Origin of the sequence: Estrella lausannensis (assembly GCF_900000175.1) — a bacterium.
Lineage (GTDB): Bacteria > Chlamydiota > Chlamydiia > Chlamydiales > Criblamydiaceae > Estrella > Estrella lausannensis.
This window is the reverse complement of sequence record NZ_CWGJ01000005.1, coordinates 71,498-92,800: the sequence shown is the minus strand read 5'-3', so window position 1 is coordinate 92,800 and position 21,303 is coordinate 71,498. Positions and strand designations below refer to the sequence as shown.

Genomic DNA, 21,303 nt, shown 5'->3' with positions numbered 1-21,303 from the left:
TCTTATCGACCTTCAGCATGGGCGCGGATTTCTGCCACCCTGGAGCTGATGTAGCTTGCCATGGCAGATTCCGACTCATGCGCTTCGTAATATCTGTTTTTCAGACGATAATCCGAAGGGAAAACGAGTAGGGGACGGGCGCACCGGGTCGTCAGGTAGTTGGCTATGATACGGCCTGTTCTGCCATTGCCATCACCGAAGGGATGGATTCTTTCAAACCTCAAGAAATATTTGCCGACAAATTCCGCGAAGGCTCCATCATCACTCTTGTAGATTTCAGAGTTATTCGAAAGGTCTTCGTTCACGTCTTCCAGCCAATTCTGCATATAAAGAGGCACAAAACGCCACTCCGGCGGAATGTGCTTCCCGATGCGTACGTTCTTCTGCAGGTTCGGCCCTCTGATATGGCCGATCTCCTCATCAGTGATGGCATCCCCCGTAAACTCTTTCTGCTCCTGCCCGATCATGGCTTGCCACTGGCGGATCATCTTGATGTTAAGAGGCTGCTCTGCCAAAGCCGCCTCCTGGGAGATTACATAGGCTCCAAAATGCCCCTTCTGGGGGTCTTGGAAGGCTACCACGCTATAATCGATGTCGTGAATTCCTTCGATCTTGTTGCTCTCGTTTAAAAAAGCGATCGTTCTTGAGTCTGGATTTAAGTGACAATTCACGTTATTTACCTCATATTTTTGAACCGTAAATGAGCTCTGCACTCTGTTTTACACCCTGGAATACTTTTCTCACAAAAGCTTCACCCTCATGGCGCGGCTTTTTCGGCTGCAGGGTGAATACCGCATCGAGGACGTCATTGCCCAGCACAGAGGGGGGAATACCCATTTTTTCGAGCACCTGGTTCATGACAAGCCTCGATACCCTGCCGTTGCCGTTTTCGAATGGGTGGAGAGCAACAAGACGCTGATAAGCCTGCGCAGAGGTGAGAATGATGCTCTTTTTGCCTTCTGAACACATCGCCAGCTCTTTCATCAGCCAATTTTCATAAGCATTCATCATGCTCAGAACTTTGGATCCCGGAGGAGGAAGAGCTGTCGCCCCCGCTCCACCGATTCTTACAGTCCCCGATCTGAACACTCCGGGCTTTTGAATCCCCTCCTCCCCACGTGTCAGATCTCTATGGATCAAATTGATGTGGAAAAGCTCGAACGATCCATTTTTTGCGTAAGTCGTCTTCCTTGCATCGGCTGCAAGCCATCTTTCAAGGGCTTCGCTTTTCTTTAAACTGGATGAACCGGCTGTGTTCAATTCAATCCACTTACGGTACAGATCGCCCTTTTCCTGTTTAAAAGACTCCAGATCTTCAATCAGAGTTTCAGATTTAATTTTCGCTTCAAATTCTAACATTTCACTTATTAATGTAGAACTAATCTCATTATTTTGGATTTGTACCCATTCAAACCGCTGCTCCGAAAAAGCAAACTCAAAAAAACTTTCTTTAAATACTACGAATTGATTGAGCGTGGGACTGCGCTGCTGCAGGTCATCTTCTGCCGCCATCAAAAAAAGGTCGAACTGCTGATTGGGCGAGCCCAATTCCAATAATTTGTTAAAACGCTTAGGCTCTTGAGTAAAGAACTGATACATACCCTGCAGTTGCTTTGACGACACTCCTCTTTTTGTGTGGCAAAGAAAATTGATCGCGCTGAGGGCATTCGACTCCTCGAGCCTGGTAAAATCGCTCAAGTTCAGACGCGGGTCATAAAGCGTGGGCCGATTTGTCTCCAACATCAGCTCATCGGCCAGCCTTTCAAGTTCGATGTCCCTCGGAGGAGTGACCAAGGTAGCTACAGCCGAGACTTTCGAAGAAGTCGCTCGCATCTTGGGAATCTGTCGTTCACTTGCCGTCTCCATCATGAGTTCATCGGCGAGCCTCTCCAGCTCGAGGTCTACTTTGACTCGCTCAGAAGCCAAGGGGGTCACTGGAGCTTTATCTTGCTTCGCGATTGTCATCAGCGAAAACAGCATGACGAGCACTGCATCGGGAGTTGCCGAACATTGTTTTGCCAGTTTTTCGATATTAGCCCTTGCCTCGGGATCATTAATTTGGGAAAAGTAGGAGCCTTGATTTTCCTGGATTCCTTGAAAAGACATTGTAACCGCCTATGTTAAAATTATTATTTGCTATAAGTTTAACAGCGGAGTTTATATTTCATTTAAACTGAGTGTTAAGAATCGATAAATTATGCCAGAACCATTTCAAAACATGGGCGTTGGCTCCGGGAAAGAGTAAATTTTCAAATAGGGTCGGTATCAGAGACTGTGAAGGGATTCGTCTCCTGTTGATTTTTTTTAGATCCGCATCAGCTCTCGCCTAATGATTCCAAAAAATTTCGAAAAGTGATCAAAATAATCCCAAATCGACGACATCCGAATCGGTTAACAGTCACTAAACTTTTCCGTTAAAGAATAAACTTGAAAACAAACACTAAACATTATAGAATAGGGCATTATATTTTTTTAGATTATAAGGAGTAAGATAGGTTCATCATGTGTAAAGCCCTGGCACCTTATCTTACGTCCAACCTCTATTTTTCCACCTATCCCCCTAACCTCCAACCTGCACTCGAAAACCTTTGCCGCCATCCCGATGCCATCCACATTCTGGACAAGGTTGTCGATCTGCATGGTAAAATTGCAATCGTTCACGGGCAAGACTACGAGAGGGCCGCTACCTGGGACTGGAATACCAAGGTGATCGCACTCAACACGCAACTGGCCAATAGCTCGCTTGCGAATCGGGTAACTTACGTCCTCTTCGAACTTTGCAACGCGGCTCAAACCGAAGAGTTTATCCAGATCATCAACCATGTTCAAGATCCGGAAGAGTTGGTGAGGAACATTGAGAAGCTGGAACATCAATCTGCGCTGAAAACCCGCAGCATCGCCCTATCGATCTTTGGAGAACACGCCGAATTTGACCTGAAGCATATCCACACTGATTTTAACCTGTACTACGCGCTTGAGCAGATCAGCGGGCACTCCGAAGAGATTGCAAAGAGATTCATCAGCAATCCGCGCGATTATCAGGGGAATTTATACTACCCCTTGTCCGAGCTGCATCAAGCCGCAAGAAATTATCTTTACGCACTACTCTATTACAATCTGCATAAGAATGACCTGGCATTCACCCACTTTCTAGATATTCTAAGAGCAGGCGCCTCAGCCGACGACTCGGAGCGCAAAGCTGTAGACTGCGCACTTCTTCTTTTTCCCGATTATTTCTTTAAAGGACCTACGGCTCCGGCCGAGCTTGAAAGGCCCAATGATGCAGCAGGCCCCACGATCGGGATAGCCCGCTCTGAGCTATTGTAACAAACTGTTAACGACCTCGAATTCAAAAGGCGCCAAGCAGATTCTCAAATCCGCTTAAAATCTCTTGCAACCGCGCTGCTTCCAGAGGATTTGCCCTGATCCGGATAAACTTCAATTCCAGCCACCTTTCGCTTAAATTAGATGGCAAATCTGTGAGTTGATTGGAATCAATAAACACTTTCTCCACACGCTGCCAATTAATCCCGAAGTTTTGCGGGAGAGAAGCCAGCTTGCCAAAGTTCAAGTCGACCTCTTCGATCTTCGCCCAAGTCGCTCCAAAATCCTCCGGCAGGGAGGTCATATGCCCTTTGACCAAAGAGAAAGCCTTGAGATTGACCCAGCTCGCGCCGAAACCTGTTCTAACAGTAGTGACAGGATTGTAATTCAGTGACAATTTCTCAAGATTTGTCCAACTGCCACCCATTGAAGCAGGAAGAGCGGTCAGTCTGTTATCGGAGAGGTCTACCCTCTTCAAGCCGGTAAAGAGGTTCAGCTCCTCCGGGATCACTGTCAGGCCGAGCCCTTTCAAACTCACTTCTTCGATCAGCTTGAGCTGTTCGTGATTGTCCTTGAGAAGGGTACGGATACACCGGGCTCTGTCCAGAGGGTTTTTAGGTAAATCATCCATAAAAGTCTGCGGATCGATCGTAAGCACCCTTTTGATCTGTGGCAGAAGAGCGGCACAAAGACGACAAAGCGCGATCGCCTCCTCTTCCTTGAAGGCGCGTATGTAGGTGAAGATCGAAAAAGGAGAAGAGTCCTTCAGCTTTGTCAAAAAATCGTCCGAAGCGACGGTGACTAAGCGCGATACAAGACACGCTTTAACTCTCCTCAGTTGCTCTACGGCCGCGGCATTGCCGGTCAGAAGAGGGTCGATACCTCGTTGCTTTAAGTCATCTTCTATCGTCGCCCGGAGAGTGGCAGGATCGGCATAAAGCTCTTGAAAAAGCCGGCAGGCTAAGGAGGCATTCGGCTCTTTGGCTTCTATCAGTATGGGTCTCCATAATTCAACCGGCAGGCCTGAAATACTATCTATATCCGAAATCATTGCCATGGGCTTTTCCTTTCCAAACTTTTATTTTTTATTATCACTAAAATTCAACAAGATAAATTAACAACATATATTAAAATCTGGATTAATCCAACAAAAATTTATTAACAATCCCCTAAGAAAACAAAGAAAACACTAAACACTATCTTTTAATGAAAGTTAAAAAAATAAATAACAATACAAACTAAAATTATTTTTTATATAATAGAAAATGTACATTTGAACATACATTTACATAAAACAGGGAGGTTTTATGGATGCTCCAATGAGAACGGGTGGCTATACTCAGACAACGACCATTTCTCCTCTAGACGCCCAAACCCCAAAACGCTTGGTTTTGCGTCTTAAAGGAATGAAAGCAGAAGTCGAACAAAAACGACTCGAGGCACAAAGTAAAGTCGATGAATCCGTCCAGCAGCTTGCCCAGTCGACTTTAGGACAGTCCATGCTAGGGCAATCCATGCTCGGGCAGTCCAGCACGCTAAGCGCAATGCAGGCCAGCTTCTCCTATATCAACCCTGAGATTGGCGATGAAAATGAAGCCAGCGAAGTGCGGGAAGAGATATTCAAGCAAGAAGATGCGATTGAAGAGCTGCAAGATGCCAATTTCGAGAGGGAAATTATCGAAGACGGCCTCACCATCGCAAACAATGTCCAGCAAGAACAAGAGCAGATTTCTTACTTCCAAACAGCTTTAAGGGCATGCACGAACATCGCCAAGCGGGAAGGAACCACGCTGGTCACAGCCCTTGTCACAGGAGGAACAGCGGTTGCCGCTACTGTCTCTGCTCCCGCCCTTCTCAGCCTTCTGGCAGCCGTCGGCGGCGGCGCAATAGTCGCCAATGAACTGAAGAAAATGGTGGTGCGGGAACTTAATGATGTCGGGGCCAATGAGCATTTGCAAATTTTGGAAGGAGCCCTCAATAGCCTCAGAGCGCGCAACAAAGCAGCCATAGACCTCATCACTAAGGCCTCCGATAAACAGAACGAGATCCAAAACAAGCTCAGTGAGGTGGAAAAGGAGATCGAAAGCCTTGAAACCAACCTTGAAACGGCTCAAGGGGAGTTGAAAGAGGCGATTAGCAAAGCGCTTGCTAACCACAAAGAGCTAAGAGGCTGTCTCCTCCAGCAAAACTATGACGCCGACTCGGCCATCAAGGGAACCATGAAGAGCATGGAGACCCTCAAGCAACAGGAGGGTAAGATAAGGCATCTCATGGAGGCGAACTACTCCATCAAAAGCCAACAAGATCTTGACGATGTGATCGAGACGATCAATCAAGAACTTACGGACATTCTTTCCATGACGACAACAACACACGGCCAACTTGTCCAAACGTTAAACTTCATGATCAGCGTCTCCAACACCCAAAAAGTTATCGTGTCGCTGGCGCACGACTCGTATCAACTGATCGGCCAAATGCAAGCCATCCAAATCCAACTGGAGCAAGCGCAAGAAAAAGTCGCCTCCATCGAGCAAAAAGTCGATGAGATGCAAGTGATTAATAAAGCGCAGGCGGAAGACCTTGAGAAATTGCAGCAGGGAAGAAAAGAGGACGCGCGAGACATCGAAGTTGCAAAAGATGCGCTGGATCGAGAAAAGCAAATAGAGAAATTTGGAAACGAGTCCATGATGATTGGCAACGCTATATCGACCGGTGGGGGCGCAGCCTTAGGGCTTGCCTTCGGAGGCGGTGTCGGCGCCTTCATGATGGGCGCGGTTGGAGCCTATTTAAGCCCCACCGCTATCCGGGGTGTCCACTATGCCAGGAAGTTCATGAAGGCTAACCAGCGGATGAACGACCAGGCCATGGCTGAAAAACTGCAAAGCGATTTGAAAGCTGCCAGCAAACAAACAACGGGCAATGAAGTTCCGATTACCATCAAGGCTGCCTATGGACCCTCCCAAGGAAACATTCTCCAACAAACGGCGAAGGGACTCTGGAATATGGGCGCTTCTGCCTCAAGCTATTTTTATGGGGCGCAAACCGCCAATAGTTGGCTCTCGGCATATGCCGGCTCCGTCCAATGCACCCTAGCCAATGTCTCCTTCGATCTATCATTCCATAAAAAAAATGATACGAAATATGGAGCCGTCAATGTCGAAGAACAGCAAAAATTAAGCAACTCGCTCTCGGATGCACTTGACAACGGAATCCATCCGCAGGCTGTGCTGAATCTGCTCGATGGGTTAAGCACAGTCGAGATCAATCACGAGGTGATTGTCATGATTTCCCTCTCTTCACCGGCAATGGCCAACCTGCGGGAGAAGTGCAACAGGATGCTCCAGGGAAGCGGGAAATAATGATTAAACTCTGATAGACAACTTGTCAAACCCACCCTTGGACTATGGGGAATCGCCTGCCGATGGAGAAGGCTCTGTCCGTAACGCGCAAGCCCGGCGGGCTTTGCCTCCTCTTGTATTCACTGCGGTGAATTCTACGGATCAAATCGCACACCAGTTCTTTAGGATACCCGTGATTCTTCGCAATCAGATCAGGGCTTTGATGGTCGTGCACATAGGCTTCCAAGACAGTATCGATAATCTCATAGTCGGGAAGGCTGTCTGAATCTTTTTGGTTGGGACGCAGCTCTGCCGAGGGCGCTTTTTCCAAAGAGCTGACCGGGATAATATCCCTTTCCCTGTTGATCCAGCGTGATATCTGATAAACCTGCCTCTTGGTCAGGTCATTGATAACGCTTAAGCCTCCGCAGAGGTCTCCATAGAGAGTGGAATAGCCCATCGCCAGTTCGCTCTTATTCCCCGTGCTGAGGACAATATGGCCCAATTTGTTGGAGAGCGCCATCAAGATGACGCCGCGAACGCGGGCCTGGATATTCTCTTCCGTTACATCGGGCTCTTTCCCTTTAAATTCCGGGGAGAGAATATCGAGAAAGCTCTGAAAAGGCTCTTCGATAGGAACGTGCCTTAGTTCAATGCCAAGGGCCTCCGCCAGATCGACTGCGTCCTTGACGCTCCCTTCAGAGGAATATCTTGAGGGCATCGACACCCCAAGCACATTTTCTTTGCCAAGCGCTTCTACCGCGATGCAGGCGACAAGAGCCGAATCGATTCCCCCTGAGAGCCCGATCACAGCTTTTTTGAAGCCCTGCTTGCCAAAGTAGTCTTTGAGGCCTAAAATTAACGCCTTGTATGTCTCTTCGGTCTTATCAAAAGCGGCAACCAGTTCATCAGCCTTAACCTCGCTGTCCCACACCATATAATCTTCCTGGAAGCCGTTGCCGAGGCGGACAAGCCTCCCCCCCGCATCGCAAACAACGCTGTAGCCATCAAAAATCAGGCTGTCTTGCCCACCGACCTGGTTGCAAAGCAGGGCCGGCACTTTGAGTGTTTTCGCAGCCTTTTGAACAACATGGATCCTCCTTTCCGCTTTCATTTGGCTGAAAGGAGATGCCGAAAGATTGATGAGAAGATCGATATTCTGGTTCGCGTATTCGGCAACTGGATCCAAAGGATAGCTTACATCCTTTGACAAGGCGGCGTGCTGCCAAATGTCTTCGCAGATCGTAATGGCTATCTTTTTACCGAAAAGAAGAAAAACCCTCCTCTCCTCTGCCCTGTCAAAGTAGCGCATCTCGTCAAAGACATCATAAGAAGGAAGCAGCGTCTTGTCTTGAAATCCAAGAATTTTCCCTTCAAACAAGACAGCAGCGGAATTGAGTAAGGGCTTTCCGAAAGGCTTTGCATTGGCTCGCGGCAACCCCACAATTGCTGCAATCCCCTGGGTGGCGCCCGCGATCTCCTTCAACTCCTTTTTCACCTCATCGATGAACTGGGGCAACAGCAAGATATCTTCGGGTGGATACCCCGTTAATGCAAGCTCTGGAAACACAGCGAGACTGCAGCCGTTTTCCCGGGCGGCATGAATTCCTTCCAAAATCTTTCGTTTGTTTTCTTTCAGATTGCCGACAACGGGATTGATCTGAGCGATTAGTATGCGCATTTTGAAGCCATGAAGTAGAACTTAAAACTATACCGAAATTATCTCAAAAATTGGGATTTTGGCTTTGAGAAAACTCTCGCGATTGAATGATCGCAAGTCACCTCATATTTCTAATATTAGATGACTTTGTATCTTTCAATCGCGAGAGCGTTCTCTTTGCCAAAAGCCAAATTTTGAGACACTTTCGGTATATACCGAAAGCCCGCAGGAACATCGATTCCAGGGGTAGTATCGACTAAAGTATAGAGAACGGCGGTCTATAAATAAACCAGCTTAATGTGACGTCCACGCCTCTCAAAACCAAGGCAGAGTGAGGGTTCTTGCTGAATTCAACTCTTCCCCCTCTTTGATTTCTCCCCCAAGGGGCTTAAGAGACCGCCCACGAACTGAAATCGTCCGATTTCAGTCTGAGACGGTCTCTTAAACAAAGCCCCGCGCATGAAATCCTATCAGTTGCTTCACTAACTGCCAAAATCGTCTAAGATGATGCTGGATCTTGGAACACCATAGTTATCAAGCAGCTTCATGACGCTCGAGTTGTGAAGAGGAGGTCCGCAGACGTAGTAAAGGCAGTCCTCCGGGGACTCCATCTTCTTGAGCTGCCCCTGCTCGAATGCCCTGAAGAGATAATTTGTCTTCAGCGGATCTTCTTTCGGCCACCCAGCCTCGATATCCTCGGGCAGCGGTTCCGAGAGAACAAGATGATAGCTGAAGTTTGGAAACTCCTTGACGAGCTGACGATAGTCTTCTTCGTAAATGTTTTCCTTGATCGACCTGGCACCATACCACATCGTCACTTTGCGCTTGGTGTTCTCCGTGCGGAAAAGGTGCATGATATGAGCCCGCCCGAATGAGGATCCCGCTCCACCGATGAGGAATACCAACTCCCTCTGATCGTTAATCATTAACGACTCTCCAAAAGGCCCGGAGATATTGACCTTATCGCCTTCCTTAAGGGAGAAAGTATAACTGGAACAAATGCCCCACGGGATGGCCGGATTGGGCTTGCCACCAACGAAAGGAGGTGTTGCTATACGGATGTTGAACTTCAAAATATTTCCCTCTCCAGGGTAGGAAGCCATCGAGTAGGCCCTGATGATCCCTGATTCGCCTTTCGGAAGATTGGAAAAGTCAAGCGTCTGGTCAAAAAGGCCAAACTTCTCCCAATCGGTATAGAAGATCGGATCCATGGTGTGCTTCCAATCGGCGGTATTGGTCGTGAAGGGCGGGACATGGAACTGCATATACTCGCCCGATTTGTAATGCATCGGCACCGTGTCAGGCACCTTGATGATGAGTTCTTTGATGAAGGTCGCAACGTTTTTGTTGCTCAAGACCACTCCCTCAATCTCCCTGGTGGAGAGGCAGGCAGGATCAACCATGACGTGCATATCGCCATGAACCTTATGTTGGCATGAGAGCCTCCAGCCCTCCTTCATCTGTTTCTTCGTAAAAGTTCCTCTATCGGTATCTAAAGGAGCGTCTGCGCCCTCGATGATGCGTACACGGCACTGTTTACAGGTGGCTTTTCCCCCGCAAGGAGAAGGAACCGGTACCCCGGCGGAGGTGAGGGCAGAAAGAAGGGTCTGCCCGCCGCGGACTCTTTTAGTGAGCGTCTCGTCCTCATTAACTTCGATGACGCACTCTTCCGCCGAAACGAATTTCGCTTTAGTGAAGAGAATCAGAAGAGAGAGCCCGACACCCACAGTCAAAAAAGCAACAATCGCATAAAGGGTAAGTACCGGATCTATTCCCATAAAGGCAAACCAGATTGCATGCTGCATGTAAGTCTCCTTGAATTTGGTTCTCCCGAACCGCCATTGCTCTGCTGCCGCGAAGAGAGGTGACAGCAGATAAGCTACTCTCTTCCGCCGACTTCCTTTATAGGGTTATTTTCAATTAAAGCTCAAGATTTGGGGAGAGCCCTCAATCTTTTGTTTTAAAAAATGAAGTTTTTCAGGCGGCTAGTCCGCCTCATCGACAATTGAGCTGAAACCGAGGTGCAAAGAGAGCGCCTCAAAATTCGGCAGTGAGGCCCTGAAACATCATAAGTAGAATAGGATTAAATCAATCCAGTCCACTCACAATATTTCAGCCCGGGGCTTTGATGGGGAAGCTACGGTTACGGAGCACTAGGATTTTTTTGATTGAAAGGGTATAATATCACTATCGATTCATCTGTTTGAAAGAGGTGCCCATGACCAAAAAGAAACTTGAGATCCACTCCGAAAATATTTTCCCGATCATCAAAAAATGGCTCTACACAGATAAGGAGATATTCGTGCGCGAACTCATCTCCAACAGCTGCGATGCCCTCTACAAATTGAAAATCCTCTCCGAGAAAGGGCTGGTTAGCGTCAACGAAAATTCAATGCGCATCGATGTAACCTTGAACAAAGAGGCGAAAACCATTGAATTTGCCGACACCGGCATCGGGATGACGATGGAAGAAATCGACAAATATATTGCCCAAATCGCCTTCTCAGGAGCGGAAGAATTTGTCGAGAAATATAAATCCAAAAGCGAGAAAGACCAGATCATCGGCCACTTCGGCCTCGGATTCTACTCCTCCTACATGGTTGCCAAGGAAGTGGAGATTGAATCTCTAAGCTACATCGAAGGGGCCAAGCCTGCCTACTGGAGATGCGACGGCTCCTCCGACTACCTGATCAGCGAGGGAGAGAAAAAAGAGCGCGGCACGCGCATCACGTTGCACATCAGCGATGACAGTCACGAGTTCTTAGAAGAGGGCATGCTCAAAGGGCTTCTGCAAAAATATTGTTCGTTCCTCCCCTACCCCATCTATTTTTCGGGCAAAAAAATTAATGACAAAGAGCCCCTCTGGATCAAACAACCCTCCACATTGACGGATAAGGATTATCTGGAATTCTACCGCTACCTCTACCCCTACGATGAAGATCCTCTCCTCTGGATGCACCTGAACGTCGATTACCCATTTCACCTTCAGGGAATTTTGTACTTTCCCAAGATACGCAGGGATTTCGACCCGGCCAAAGCGACAGTCCGCCTTTTCTGCAACAGGGTATTTGTATCGGAAAACTGTAAAGACATCATGCCGAATTATCTGACAATGCTAAGAGGTGTGATCGACAGCCCCGACATCCCGCTCAACGTATCCAGAAGCACGCTCCAGATGGATAAGACGGTGCGCCAACTCTCCAAGCACATCTCGAAAAAAGTCACTGACAGCCTTGTGCAGATGTGGAGAACCAACAAAGAGAAGTTCATCCAGAATTTTGAAGATCTCTCGCTCATCATCAAACTCGGCTGCCTAGAAGATGAGAAATTTTATGAACGGGCCAAAGAGATCCTTCTCTTCAAAACTCTCGATGATCAATGGACGACCGTCGAGGAGTACCAAGAGCGCAACAAAGACAAAACGAAAGAGATTATCTACTACACCCGCAGCGAGGGAGACGACAACCGCTTGATCTCGATGTGGAGGGAAAAGGGAATTGAGATTTTAAGGTCTACAGGACCCTTCGATGCGCATCTGATGCATTTCCTCGAAGAGAAGATGGCTCCCTGGAAGTTCAAGCGCATTGACGCTTCGCTCCATGAGGATCTTCTGGATAAAGAGAGAGAAAAGGTTGTCCTCGATTCCGAAGGAAAAAGCGAAAGTGCCAAGCTGGCGGATTTCTTCGAGAAAAAACTGGATAAGGAGAATGTGTCGGTCGAGGCAAAAAGCCTCTCGATGGACCAGGTGCCGGGCATGATTCTCATCGAAGAGGAACAGAGAAGAATGCGCGACTACATGATGGCCTTCGATCCGGGCAACGTAGACAAAGGAAAGTCTTTCTTTGATAAAACAACATTTGTGATCAACACCAATAACCCCCTGATCGCCAACATACGCGCTATCGACGCGATCGACAGCGATCTGGCTAAAACACTTGCAAACGAAGTGTACGATCTTGCATTGCTTTCGCAAAACGAGATGAGCCAAAACGCGCTCAGCCCGTTCATTCGTCAAACAACGGATATCTTAGAAAAGCTGACTGAAAAGCTTTCCCAAGTTATTCATAAAGCAGATAAGAACTAAAGGCTTACCCATGGCTCGGCTTTTTGCTACCCTACTTTTCGTGTTGCTGATCGGCAAGCAAGCTCTGCTGCCAGAGGCATATGAACCGGTCAGCTTCTTTCTGACGTGGCAAAAACTGCCCAATACCACCATGACCGTGCGCTATGTCACCAAAGACGACCGGGCAAACGATACGATCGAGTGGCGGGAGAGAGGCACCTCGGCTTGGGAAAGTGCAAACGGACGCCATATCCGCATGCCGCAAAAGCTGCCCTACTTCATCCACTCCGTGGAACTGACCTCCCTAAAGCCGGGTCAAGCCTACGAGTTCCGCTTCAGCGATGAGGGAAAGGTCTATTTTTTCCGCACAGCGCCCTCCCACCTGACTCGAACGCTACGGTTTGCCGTGGGCGGAGACATGTACCACGATGGTATTGAGGACCTTAAAGAAACCATGAGACAAGCGGCCGCCCAAGACCCGCTCTTCGTCGTGGCGGGCGGGGATCTGGCCTATGCCGCGCCGGTCGTCAGTCTCTTTGGCGAAGACGCCAAGCGCTGGTTCACCTGGCTTAAAGCCTGGCAGGACACGATGGTAGCTCCCGATGGCCGCATCATCCCCTTGGTTCCGGTCATCGGCAACCACGAAGTGATCGGACGCTACCTACAAACAAGGGACCAAGCCGAATTCTACTACGCCCTTTTTGCAACGCCAGAACCGAAGACAAATTATGTGCTGGATTTCGGCGACTATATGACCTTTATCGTCCTCGACTCTGAACACACGCAAAGTATAGAGGGCGAGCAGGCAAGGTGGTTGCAAGATACATTGCTGAAACGCAGTCAGGTCCCCAACAAATTTGCAGCCTACCACGTTCCGGCCTACCCTTCCGTCCGAAAATATGAGGGAAAAGTCAGCACAAAGGTTCGTGAAACATGGGTCCCTTACTTCGAAGCAGCCTCCTTAAACGCTGCCTTCGAACATCATGACCATGCCTACAAAAGAACACACCCCCTCTTCAAAGGAAAAATCGACGAAGAAAAAGGGGTTCTATTTTTAGGAGATGGAGCCTTCGGCATCAAAGAACCAAGGCAGCCAAAAGATCTCGATTCAAAATGGTATCTCGTAAAGGCCCTGCCTGAGAGGCATTTTATCCTAGTCTCCTTGAAAGGCAGAGTCCGTCAGTACCAAGCTATTAATTACAAGGGCGTTGTAATCGACAGCACGATCCGGTAAACCCTCGTTCCCCTTGCGCCGACGAAGTGGGATTCACCCGCAAGAGAAAGCCGCTGCAGAAAAATCATTCGATCATTCCTGTACTTACCAGAAAGTGTCTCAAATTTTGAGACGCTTTCGACAGCCAACCCCTTCTCCTTAGCGATCACTGCAAATTCTTTGATTCGTTTCGGTATACGATTTCGTCCAAAATCAGAATTTGTTATCGTGCGGCTAAACCGCATTTACCGGGGCACTGTCGTCTATGCCGAAAGTGTCTCGAAATTTGGTTTTTGGCAACGAGAAAGCTCTCTCAGATTGAAAAATCGTAAGCCACCTAATATTAGAAACATGAGATGACTTGCAATCTTTCAATCCCGAGGCTTTCTCAAAGCAAAAATCTCAAATTTTGCGGCATACCAAGTGTCATCCTTTTAATAATTCCTTCAAAGCAGGTTTATCAAAACAAGCATGGAGCTCTCTTTTTCCCGATCAAAATACAGCGCGGTCTTCAGCTTTTGGCTGCTTTTACTTCTGGCATCCATCCTCTTGCCAAAAGCGCAGCTGCAATCATCCCAGGATAAAGGCCTGTGTACACTGGTGGTCACCTACAACACCGGTGAAGATCGTATCCGATTAGACCGTGTGCGCTTCTGGCTCATTTCTGAAAGAGGAGACCTGCACCTTTATCCTCAGGGCAACTCCTACGTTGACGATCCGGAGACGAGCAAACGAATGGTTCTGATCGAAAACCTGCCCGAGGGAGCCTATACTTTAAAATTCATCATGCCCAACAGCGACGGGCTATTTGAAAAGGTGGAGCCAAGAAAAGTTTCACTGGTTCAGGGAGGAGTTGTCAAAGTCGATCAGGAGCTCAAATTACTTGCCAAAGAGATCGGCAGCCAACCCGATGTTGAACTGGCCTACGAGTCCCCCTATCAAAGAGAAGCGCCCCCCATGCATGAAGTGCGCTTTTATTCGCAGCCGTTTGACAGTTACGCACCCCAGCCGGGCTATCTGAATATCCGCAGCAACGTGCCCGCTGCCCGCTGGGTTCTCTATAAAGATGGAGCGCGCATCGCTTCGGGAGAAGGGAGCGTTAAAGACTTGACGGTTCCAGCCGGATCCGGCTATCAGTTGACGGCCGAAGAGCTGGAAAACTACGAAGTCAAGCTCCTGCCGCAGACTCCATTTTCTGTCCAACCCAATCAGACGCAGTCGCTTGAAATCTTCTATAAGCGCATTTTAGGCGTTGTGCAAGTGATGACTGACATGCCAACCGGCGATGCGCTGAATATCCAAATCGAAGGAAGCGCTCTCAAACAGCCCCTCAGGGTGACGCAGGTAGCCCGCAGTAACAAAATTGAGTGGACAAGTCCGGGAATTCCTCTTGGCAATTATGTCATTTCCTTTAAGCCGCCCTCTTTCTATGAGGAGATTACGCCGGTAAAATTCAGCTTAAAGCAGGGTCAGAACGCCCTCATCCGCCCTAAACTGCGGGGCGGTGGCAAAATTTTAGTGATCACAAACACATCCGATGCAACGTTTACCCTAAAGCAGACCAACGGGCCTCTTTCTTTAGAGGGCAGTGGCGACCAATACCGCTTCGAGGGGCTATTGCCGGGAAATTACACCCTTACCTTTTCATCCAAAGATCCAACGCGTTATATTCCGCCGAAATCCCTTTACATCTCCCTATCGCGATTCAGAAAGCACGAAGAGACAGTAGAAGGGGAATACACCTTTGCCGGCATGCTGAAGATCACCGGAAATATTGCCCGCTTCAGCGTGAAGCTGGAGCCTAAATCGGGCAACTTCGACACCATCCGGGAAGAGGTTACCGACTACTCCAAAAGCATACCCCTCCCTGAAGGCAACTGGAAGGTCATATTCACCCCGATAGGCCGCACTGGAGCCGGAACACCGCTGCCGGCGAAAGAGATCTACATCGATGCCTTCGCCACGGAGTCGATCACACCGGTCTTCGAGGAAAAGGTAGAAAAGCAAGAGCCAGCCGTTTCGGTCACAGAAACGCCGAGAAAGACCATCGACGAGCTCTATAAGGACTTGATATTCGTTCCCGCCGGACTCTCGATCTTTGGGGATCCCTACCGTAAAGACACTGAAAACACCTTTCCGGCACAGGTGGTCGAGCTGTCGACCTTCGAGATTTCGAAATACGAAGTGACCAACGGTCAGTTTTGCGACTGGCTGAACATTGCCCTGCAGGAGGGTTCCATCAGGCCGAAGGATAACCAACGGGGAGTGTTCACCAACGTGAAAGGAAACGTCGTCTTCCGCACGATGGAGGCCAACGCCGACAGCCAGATCTCTTTCCGACCGACTCAGGATAAGGTCAAACCTTTCATGGTACTACCGGGATTTGACAACTACCCGGTTATCCACGTCACTTGGATTGGCGCCCAAGAGTTTTGCAACACCTTTGGTCTGCGTCTTCCCACTGAGGCCGAGTGGGAAAGAGCTGCCTCCGTGCGCGGTGGCAATAACGTAAGTGAAATCAAAAAGTGGATTTATGGCTTTTCAAAAGATGTCATCAACAGAAGCCTTGCAAATTATAAATCCAATCCAGGAACTTCTGCTTTCCACCGGGTTGCCACGACGCCGGTCGGGTTTTATAACGGCGTGAACACCATCCCTCTTTCACCCGAGGATCTGATTCCTAAAAAAACAGAAGATGCCAAAAGCCCCATCGGCGCCTACGATATGAGCGGCAACGTCTTTGAATGGGTGCAGGATTGGTACTTCGACAGCCCCTCTCTTCTCCACCTTGAAAAAAACCCCTTAGGCCCCCTGTCCGGAAGTCTTAAAGTGGCCAAAGGAGGGTGCTATGACAGTTTAGCCGATGGCGTCAGGAGTTTTGAGCGCATCGCGCTTGCTCCTGAGCACTCCGATTCCTTCACCGGATTCAGAGTTGCCAGAACCACTAACTAAACCGATTTAGATGGAAGCGGTGGGATGATTTCTCGAGCTTTCAAATAGGCCTTCTAAGGTTAGACTATTGCTGAAAGGGTAGAATCCCCCCTGATAGAATCCGTAAGTCTTATCGAGATACTTCCGGACACACAGGTAACGAAAGGCTGAAAAGCTTTCATCCTTGCCTTCCAGTCGGTCCATCACCTCAAGGGCTCCAAAGAGATTGGAAACCACACAATTGGTGGGACTTCCCTGACTGGCGACCTGTGACAGGCTGATAGCGCCACCAAAACTCGGGCTCTTGGCTTTAACAGGATAATTCATCATCTTTTCGATATCCATAAACGGATAACGCTCATCCAGCATCTCGCCGATCTGCAAGCTGGCCTCTCCTAGCGTTAAGCCCCTCTTCGCCTCGACAAAGGGTCTATTCACCCAGTATAAATTGAAAGCGCCCTCCTTTTGCTCCACGATCAGATACGTCTTGTGCATGCTGTGCGTCGGTACGGACAACACAGAGCACTCCCCCGTCCCGTAAACGATCGGCAGCAGAAAACGGCTGTTTTCTTGCATAAAAAACATGCGGGCCTTCAGGCGCAGGTTAAAAATTGCCAACTCTATTTTGAAATAAAGATTGGGAAGTGAAAGGCTAACCCGGAATCCATCCAGCGGCGAGACAAACCAGACGAGAGTTCCCACCAAGTTACCCACCACCTTGAGAATATTCTGGATCAGGAATGAGACATGCATGAGCGGGTTCGTTGTCGCTTCCGTGTAGATCGGCCCCCGGCCTGAAATCAGGCGTATCACCCCCGTCGTTAAGAAAAAAGCCTGCACCAAAACGACAATGACAAGGTCAACCGCGGTTAGAACGGGAACCAAAACTCCCGAAAGCCGAACAAGCGCCTCTTTCGTGAAATCATTCAGCCCCGAGTAGTCGATGGCGATTTTGATTTGGGCCATAGCATAGAGGGTAACGTTCGTGATTTTGTGGATATATTCCTGAGCCTGCAGGGACTGAAGAGAATATTCATAACTTGCCGCATCACGAAGAGCCTCTCTCTCTTGCTCGGAAAAAACCTCTTTGCAGGAAGAGGCTATTTCCGAAGACATCTGGAGGCTATGCACTGGACTGCAAGGCGTTTCAGAGAGCTGGCATACATTGGATGAAAGCATGCCGGCGACGATGTGTTTGTCCGTCGGTTCACTGGCGAAAAGACCTGCATAAGGGTGGATCAGGCCGAGGGCGCTTCCCAAGATCAAGGGAGCCACCGCATTGCGGACTCTCTGCAGGTGCTGCCAAGGAAGGGTAAAATCGGCTTGCCCTTGAATAGCACTCTTACCACAGGCGTACAGGAGTGCAGGCAGGATCATCGCGGTATGAAAAGCCATATCCAGTGCCGCAGACAGCGAAAGCAGCGCAACGGCCGCTACCCTGCTGACAATTTCCGCGAGCAGTTGCGAATGTTGCTCAAGATGCAGATAGGATCCCAGGACAATTTTTTCTGCTCCACTGACAAAGCTAAGTGACGACATAAACTCAAAACACCAATAATTATTAATAATTATAATAAAATAAGAGATCCTGACGTATAACTCAAACAAATAATAAGATAAATAAATAAATTAACACACCACCATAAACATTCCTTTTTTATTTAAACAATCTTAACATTTAATTTATTGACAACACATATTATTGATAATAAAATTAAGGTGTGGCGACATTATATTATTAGATTAACAATTTCCTAAGGTGAGATTACTGATTATAACCAAAGGGACTCTATGGACCTGAAAGAAGCCGTCAATGGATTCCTGCGCTCGACAGGGGGATACCCCATACAGAGCGACGACCCGATCATCAAAGTGCAAATTAACAATGAAACAGTCCTCGCTTTTGAAGAATCGCTCGAACCTGACAAGTTCTACCTTTTCGCGGTGCTAGACAGCCTGCCTCACGGGGGGGAGTTGGAAGTTGCCCTCGAAGCACTGTCGTCCAACCTCTTTGGTCAAGAGACCGGAAGCGCCACCATTGGCTACGACAAAGACACCCGCTCGCTGGTTCTTTTTCAGCGGGCTGAGCTAACCTCTATGGATGACCGGAAGATGAAAGAGCTGATCACATCTTTCCTTGCGGAACTGAGCTATCTAAAGACGAAATTCCAGGAACTCGGAACTCTCACCGATCTGCCAGGCTAAAGAATTCTATCAACCCAAAGGTACTTATGAATAACGTGAGCCCACTTGGAAATCAGAGAGTCCAGGGCGCAGGCAAGATTCCTGAAACCGAGCTCCTCGCCAAAGAGTACACAGGCCCCCTTGATGTCAGGGCATCTGCAAAATCCCACCCTCGCCACCTTAAAAATGAACCGATTCTCTCCAGCGAAGCGGTCGATGCCAAGACGATCTTGACCCCTGAACCTGCCATCTCGATAAAAGAGATGAAGGCATTGAACAAAGAAGCGAAGCGGTTTGGCGAATCCATAAAATCACAACGAGAGGGAGTTGTCGCGACTGTCTTAGGAGCCATTCCCGATATCGTAGAGCAAGCCGTAGATGGCCTCCACTCACTTTTCAAAAAGCTCGACATCCTGCCGAAGGTTCAGGAAGGACTTAGCATCGCAGGCGCTGCCTTGTCGCTGATCCTGACCCCCATAAAAATGGCAAAAGCGTGGGCCAAATGGGGCGATATAAAAGACACGCAAAAGTCTTTGGAGTCTCCCCCTATCAACGAAGCGCAGAAAAAACATTTCGTCGACGGACTTAAAAAAATGCTTCTCGACCCTCAAACATCGGTAGATCAGGTGAAAGATTTTCTCAAGAAAGAGGGCATCTCTCTTGAAAAAATGAACATTGTCCTCGGTGGTAGGGAATCGCATGCATTCGCAAAATTCAAAAAAAACGCGATCGGCGACACCGCTTTCCAAAACTCCCTTTGGGATCAGCATAAAAACTCCAGGGGGGATCTCTGGCGAAGCCGCTTCCTTAGTAACTTGAACCTAAGTGGAGCTACACTGGAAGCCGGTCGCCTGGAGCTTGCGAAAATTGGGGTCAACATTCCTGACTGGAGAGAGGTTTTAAAAGAGCGAATTAAAAGCTCCTCCATGGCAAACGAAGAAAAGGGTAAGGCCTTCGCAGCAGTGAAGAGTTGCCAGGAGAAGAATTTAAGCTTTCAAGAGACTGCCGATGCATTATCTTCCTTTCAAGTTCCTTTGCACAGCCTGGTCACCACCAAAGAAGAGCTCCGGGATAAGATCCTTAGCGACCCTGAATTCATCTCGAAAATGGACAGTGCTCTTTCCGACTACGAAGGCAGAGTCTTCAAAATGGAGGAGATGCTAAACCAGCGCAGAGCTGTCGAAGAGGGAAAGATGGCGTCGATGGAAGAGCCCTTCGCCAAAAAACTGCAAGAGGGCATCAATAGTTTTAAGAGAATACTTCGCCCCGAGACCCAAAACAGAGCTGAAAGGATGAAGGCAATTCTTTCGGGAATCAAAGAGATGGGGCTCTCTAACCTGGACAGCCATATCGAGGAGAGAATCAAACGCCTTGAAGTGGCCTCTGAAAAGAACTCAGAACAGATCCAGTCTCTTAAAAACGTGCAGGAGATCTTGAGAAACCCTCCGGTTGAATGGGAAAAAATCGACAGCGCATTAGTGGCCAAATCGGCAGAGTCGCTTGCGGGAGTCTTAGCCGATCCCCAAGGATTTCAGGCAATGCTAAAAGACCATGTTCGCCATGAAGAGACCCTGAGCGCTTCCTTGCGCAACGGCATGAAAGCCATGTCTGAAGCCAAGCTTCAAAGGGAGAAGCAATTTTACAGGTTTACCTTAACTGAAAGCACGATCATGGGAGCTTTTACCATTCTAACATCCGCAGTCACGATCGCGGGATTCATCATGACATGCACCGGTATCTTGACCATCCCCGGGATTTTCCTGACAGGACTTGGGCTTGCGGGTGTCGGTCTTTCGGTGGTCAGCATGGGATCGGGGTGGCTCCACTCCATTATGACGGCGCCAAACCGCCTTAAAGAAGAGACGTTTCACTTAAGGAGCATCAGGCAGACAATCCGCTCCATCCCCTTTGGATATAAGAAATACATGTTCGAGAGGGAGCTTTTAAAAGATAAGAAAAACAAAATTGCGATCGGAGCTATCAGCGCCAAATTGGGTGAAGGCATCCCCCCCGAACTACTTAAACAGTTGAGGCCAAACCTCTTGCCAGGAACCTACCGGCTCTTGCGTAAGGAGAAACTGAGCGAAGCGGAAGCCAGGGTTTTGGAAGAGAGGCTCAAGGGGCACAGAGAAAAGGCACTCGAGCTTGATGATCAACTGAAAAAGCTCCGGTTTGAATATTTGGCCCGTCAGGAAGATTATCAATACCACAGGACAAAACTGTCTGAAGCGGGGATGAAAGACCTTGCACGGGGTATGACCCAAGCGGAGATGATGTTCAGCCCATCCAATCCGGAAAAACCCGGGTTGCTAGATGCCCTGATGCAGATCCACAAGCCCAAAGACAACCGCTTCGAGACGGGAATGGATGAGCAGACAGTGGAAGCTTTGAAAAAATACACAGGCGTAGATCCCGCGGGACTGACTCAAAAAGCACGAGACGAACTTGTAAGCTCAAGAGTTCTCTTCCGGGATGAGTTGACGGCCTTTTACGGGGCAACACTTGATGATATGCTGGAGGGTATTTTACCCAAGAAGTAGAACTTTTAACGGCTATCTGCTAAGGAAGGTAGGAGACTGTCAGCAACCCT

At 48.6% G+C, this 21,303-nt stretch carries 13 protein-coding genes; 7 read left to right on the top strand and 6 right to left on the bottom strand.

Translation table 11 applies throughout. The annotated features are described in order from the left end of the window. Window positions 1-2: 2 nt before the first annotated feature. The gene (locus ELAC_RS01540; RefSeq protein WP_098037523.1) at window positions 3-671 is read right to left on the bottom strand and encodes a Fic family protein; all 669 of its coding nucleotides are present in this window, start codon (window positions 669-671) and stop codon (window positions 3-5) included. A 10-nt stretch (window positions 672-681) separates the two neighbouring features. Continuing rightward, window positions 682-2,106: a Fic family protein gene (locus ELAC_RS01535; protein WP_098037522.1), complete on the bottom strand. Its 1,425-nt coding sequence runs from the start codon at window positions 2,104-2,106 to the stop codon at window positions 682-684. Window positions 2,107-2,502: 396 nt separating this feature from the next. Here ELAC_RS01535 and ELAC_RS01530 point away from each other — a divergent pair, with 396 nt between their 5' ends. Next, on the top strand, window positions 2,503-3,327 hold the full coding sequence (locus ELAC_RS01530; protein ID WP_098037521.1) for a hypothetical protein: 825 nt from the start codon (window positions 2,503-2,505) through the stop codon (window positions 3,325-3,327). A 22-nt stretch (window positions 3,328-3,349) separates the two neighbouring features. Here the strand turns inward: ELAC_RS01530 and ELAC_RS01525 are convergent, their stop codons facing one another. Further along, window positions 3,350-4,381 carry a leucine-rich repeat domain-containing protein gene (locus tag ELAC_RS01525; protein WP_098037520.1) on the bottom strand — a complete coding sequence of 344 codons (1,032 nt, stop codon included), beginning with the start codon at window positions 4,379-4,381 and terminating at the stop codon, window positions 3,350-3,352. Between the two features lie 250 nt (window positions 4,382-4,631). Here ELAC_RS01525 and ELAC_RS01520 point away from each other — a divergent pair, with 250 nt between their 5' ends. Next, window positions 4,632-6,683: a hypothetical protein gene (locus ELAC_RS01520; RefSeq protein ID WP_098037519.1), complete on the top strand. Its 2,052-nt coding sequence runs from the start codon at window positions 4,632-4,634 to the stop codon at window positions 6,681-6,683. A gap of 25 nt (window positions 6,684-6,708) precedes the next feature. Here the strand turns inward: ELAC_RS01520 and ELAC_RS01515 are convergent, their stop codons facing one another. Continuing rightward, window positions 6,709-8,343, bottom strand: a complete 1,635-nt coding sequence (locus ELAC_RS01515; protein WP_098037518.1) for an NAD+ synthase — start codon at window positions 8,341-8,343, stop codon at window positions 6,709-6,711. Between the two features lie 461 nt (window positions 8,344-8,804). Beyond that, a complete protein-coding gene (gene nqrF / locus ELAC_RS01510; protein WP_162288481.1) occupies window positions 8,805-10,100 on the bottom strand; it encodes an NADH:ubiquinone reductase (Na(+)-transporting) subunit F in 1,296 nt (431 codons plus the stop codon). A gap of 440 nt (window positions 10,101-10,540) precedes the next feature. Between nqrF and htpG the strand changes: the two genes are divergently transcribed. The 3 genes from htpG to ELAC_RS01495 all read left to right on the top strand — a co-directional run bounded on the left by htpG (window position 10,541) and on the right by ELAC_RS01495 (window position 16,550). Beyond that, complete coding sequence (htpG, locus tag ELAC_RS01505; protein WP_098037516.1) at window positions 10,541-12,406, top strand: molecular chaperone HtpG; 1,866 nt, start codon at window positions 10,541-10,543, stop codon at window positions 12,404-12,406. Between the two features lie 10 nt (window positions 12,407-12,416). Then, a complete protein-coding gene (locus ELAC_RS01500; RefSeq protein ID WP_098037515.1) occupies window positions 12,417-13,619 on the top strand; it encodes a purple acid phosphatase family protein in 1,203 nt (400 codons plus the stop codon). Window positions 13,620-14,069: 450 nt separating this feature from the next. Further along, window positions 14,070-16,550: an SUMF1/EgtB/PvdO family nonheme iron enzyme gene (locus ELAC_RS01495; protein WP_098037514.1), complete on the top strand. Its 2,481-nt coding sequence runs from the start codon at window positions 14,070-14,072 to the stop codon at window positions 16,548-16,550. Between the two features lie 6 nt (window positions 16,551-16,556). Here the strand turns inward: ELAC_RS01495 and ELAC_RS01490 are convergent, their stop codons facing one another. Further along, on the bottom strand, window positions 16,557-18,068 hold the full coding sequence (locus ELAC_RS01490) for a hypothetical protein (protein WP_098037513.1): 1,512 nt from the start codon (window positions 18,066-18,068) through the stop codon (window positions 16,557-16,559). Between the two features lie 252 nt (window positions 18,069-18,320). On the opposite strand from ELAC_RS01490, the gene ELAC_RS01485 reads away from it, so the two are divergent. Together ELAC_RS01485 and ELAC_RS01480 are read left to right on the top strand one after the other, a co-directional pair. After that, window positions 18,321-18,734 (top strand): type III secretion system chaperone, encoded by a 414-nt coding sequence (locus ELAC_RS01485; RefSeq protein ID WP_098037512.1) that lies wholly within the window; start codon window positions 18,321-18,323, stop codon window positions 18,732-18,734. A gap of 26 nt (window positions 18,735-18,760) precedes the next feature. Next, window positions 18,761-21,253, top strand: coding sequence for a hypothetical protein (locus ELAC_RS01480; protein ID WP_098037511.1), 2,493 nt, complete (start codon window positions 18,761-18,763; stop codon window positions 21,251-21,253). The last annotated feature ends 50 nt before the right edge of the window (window positions 21,254-21,303 follow it).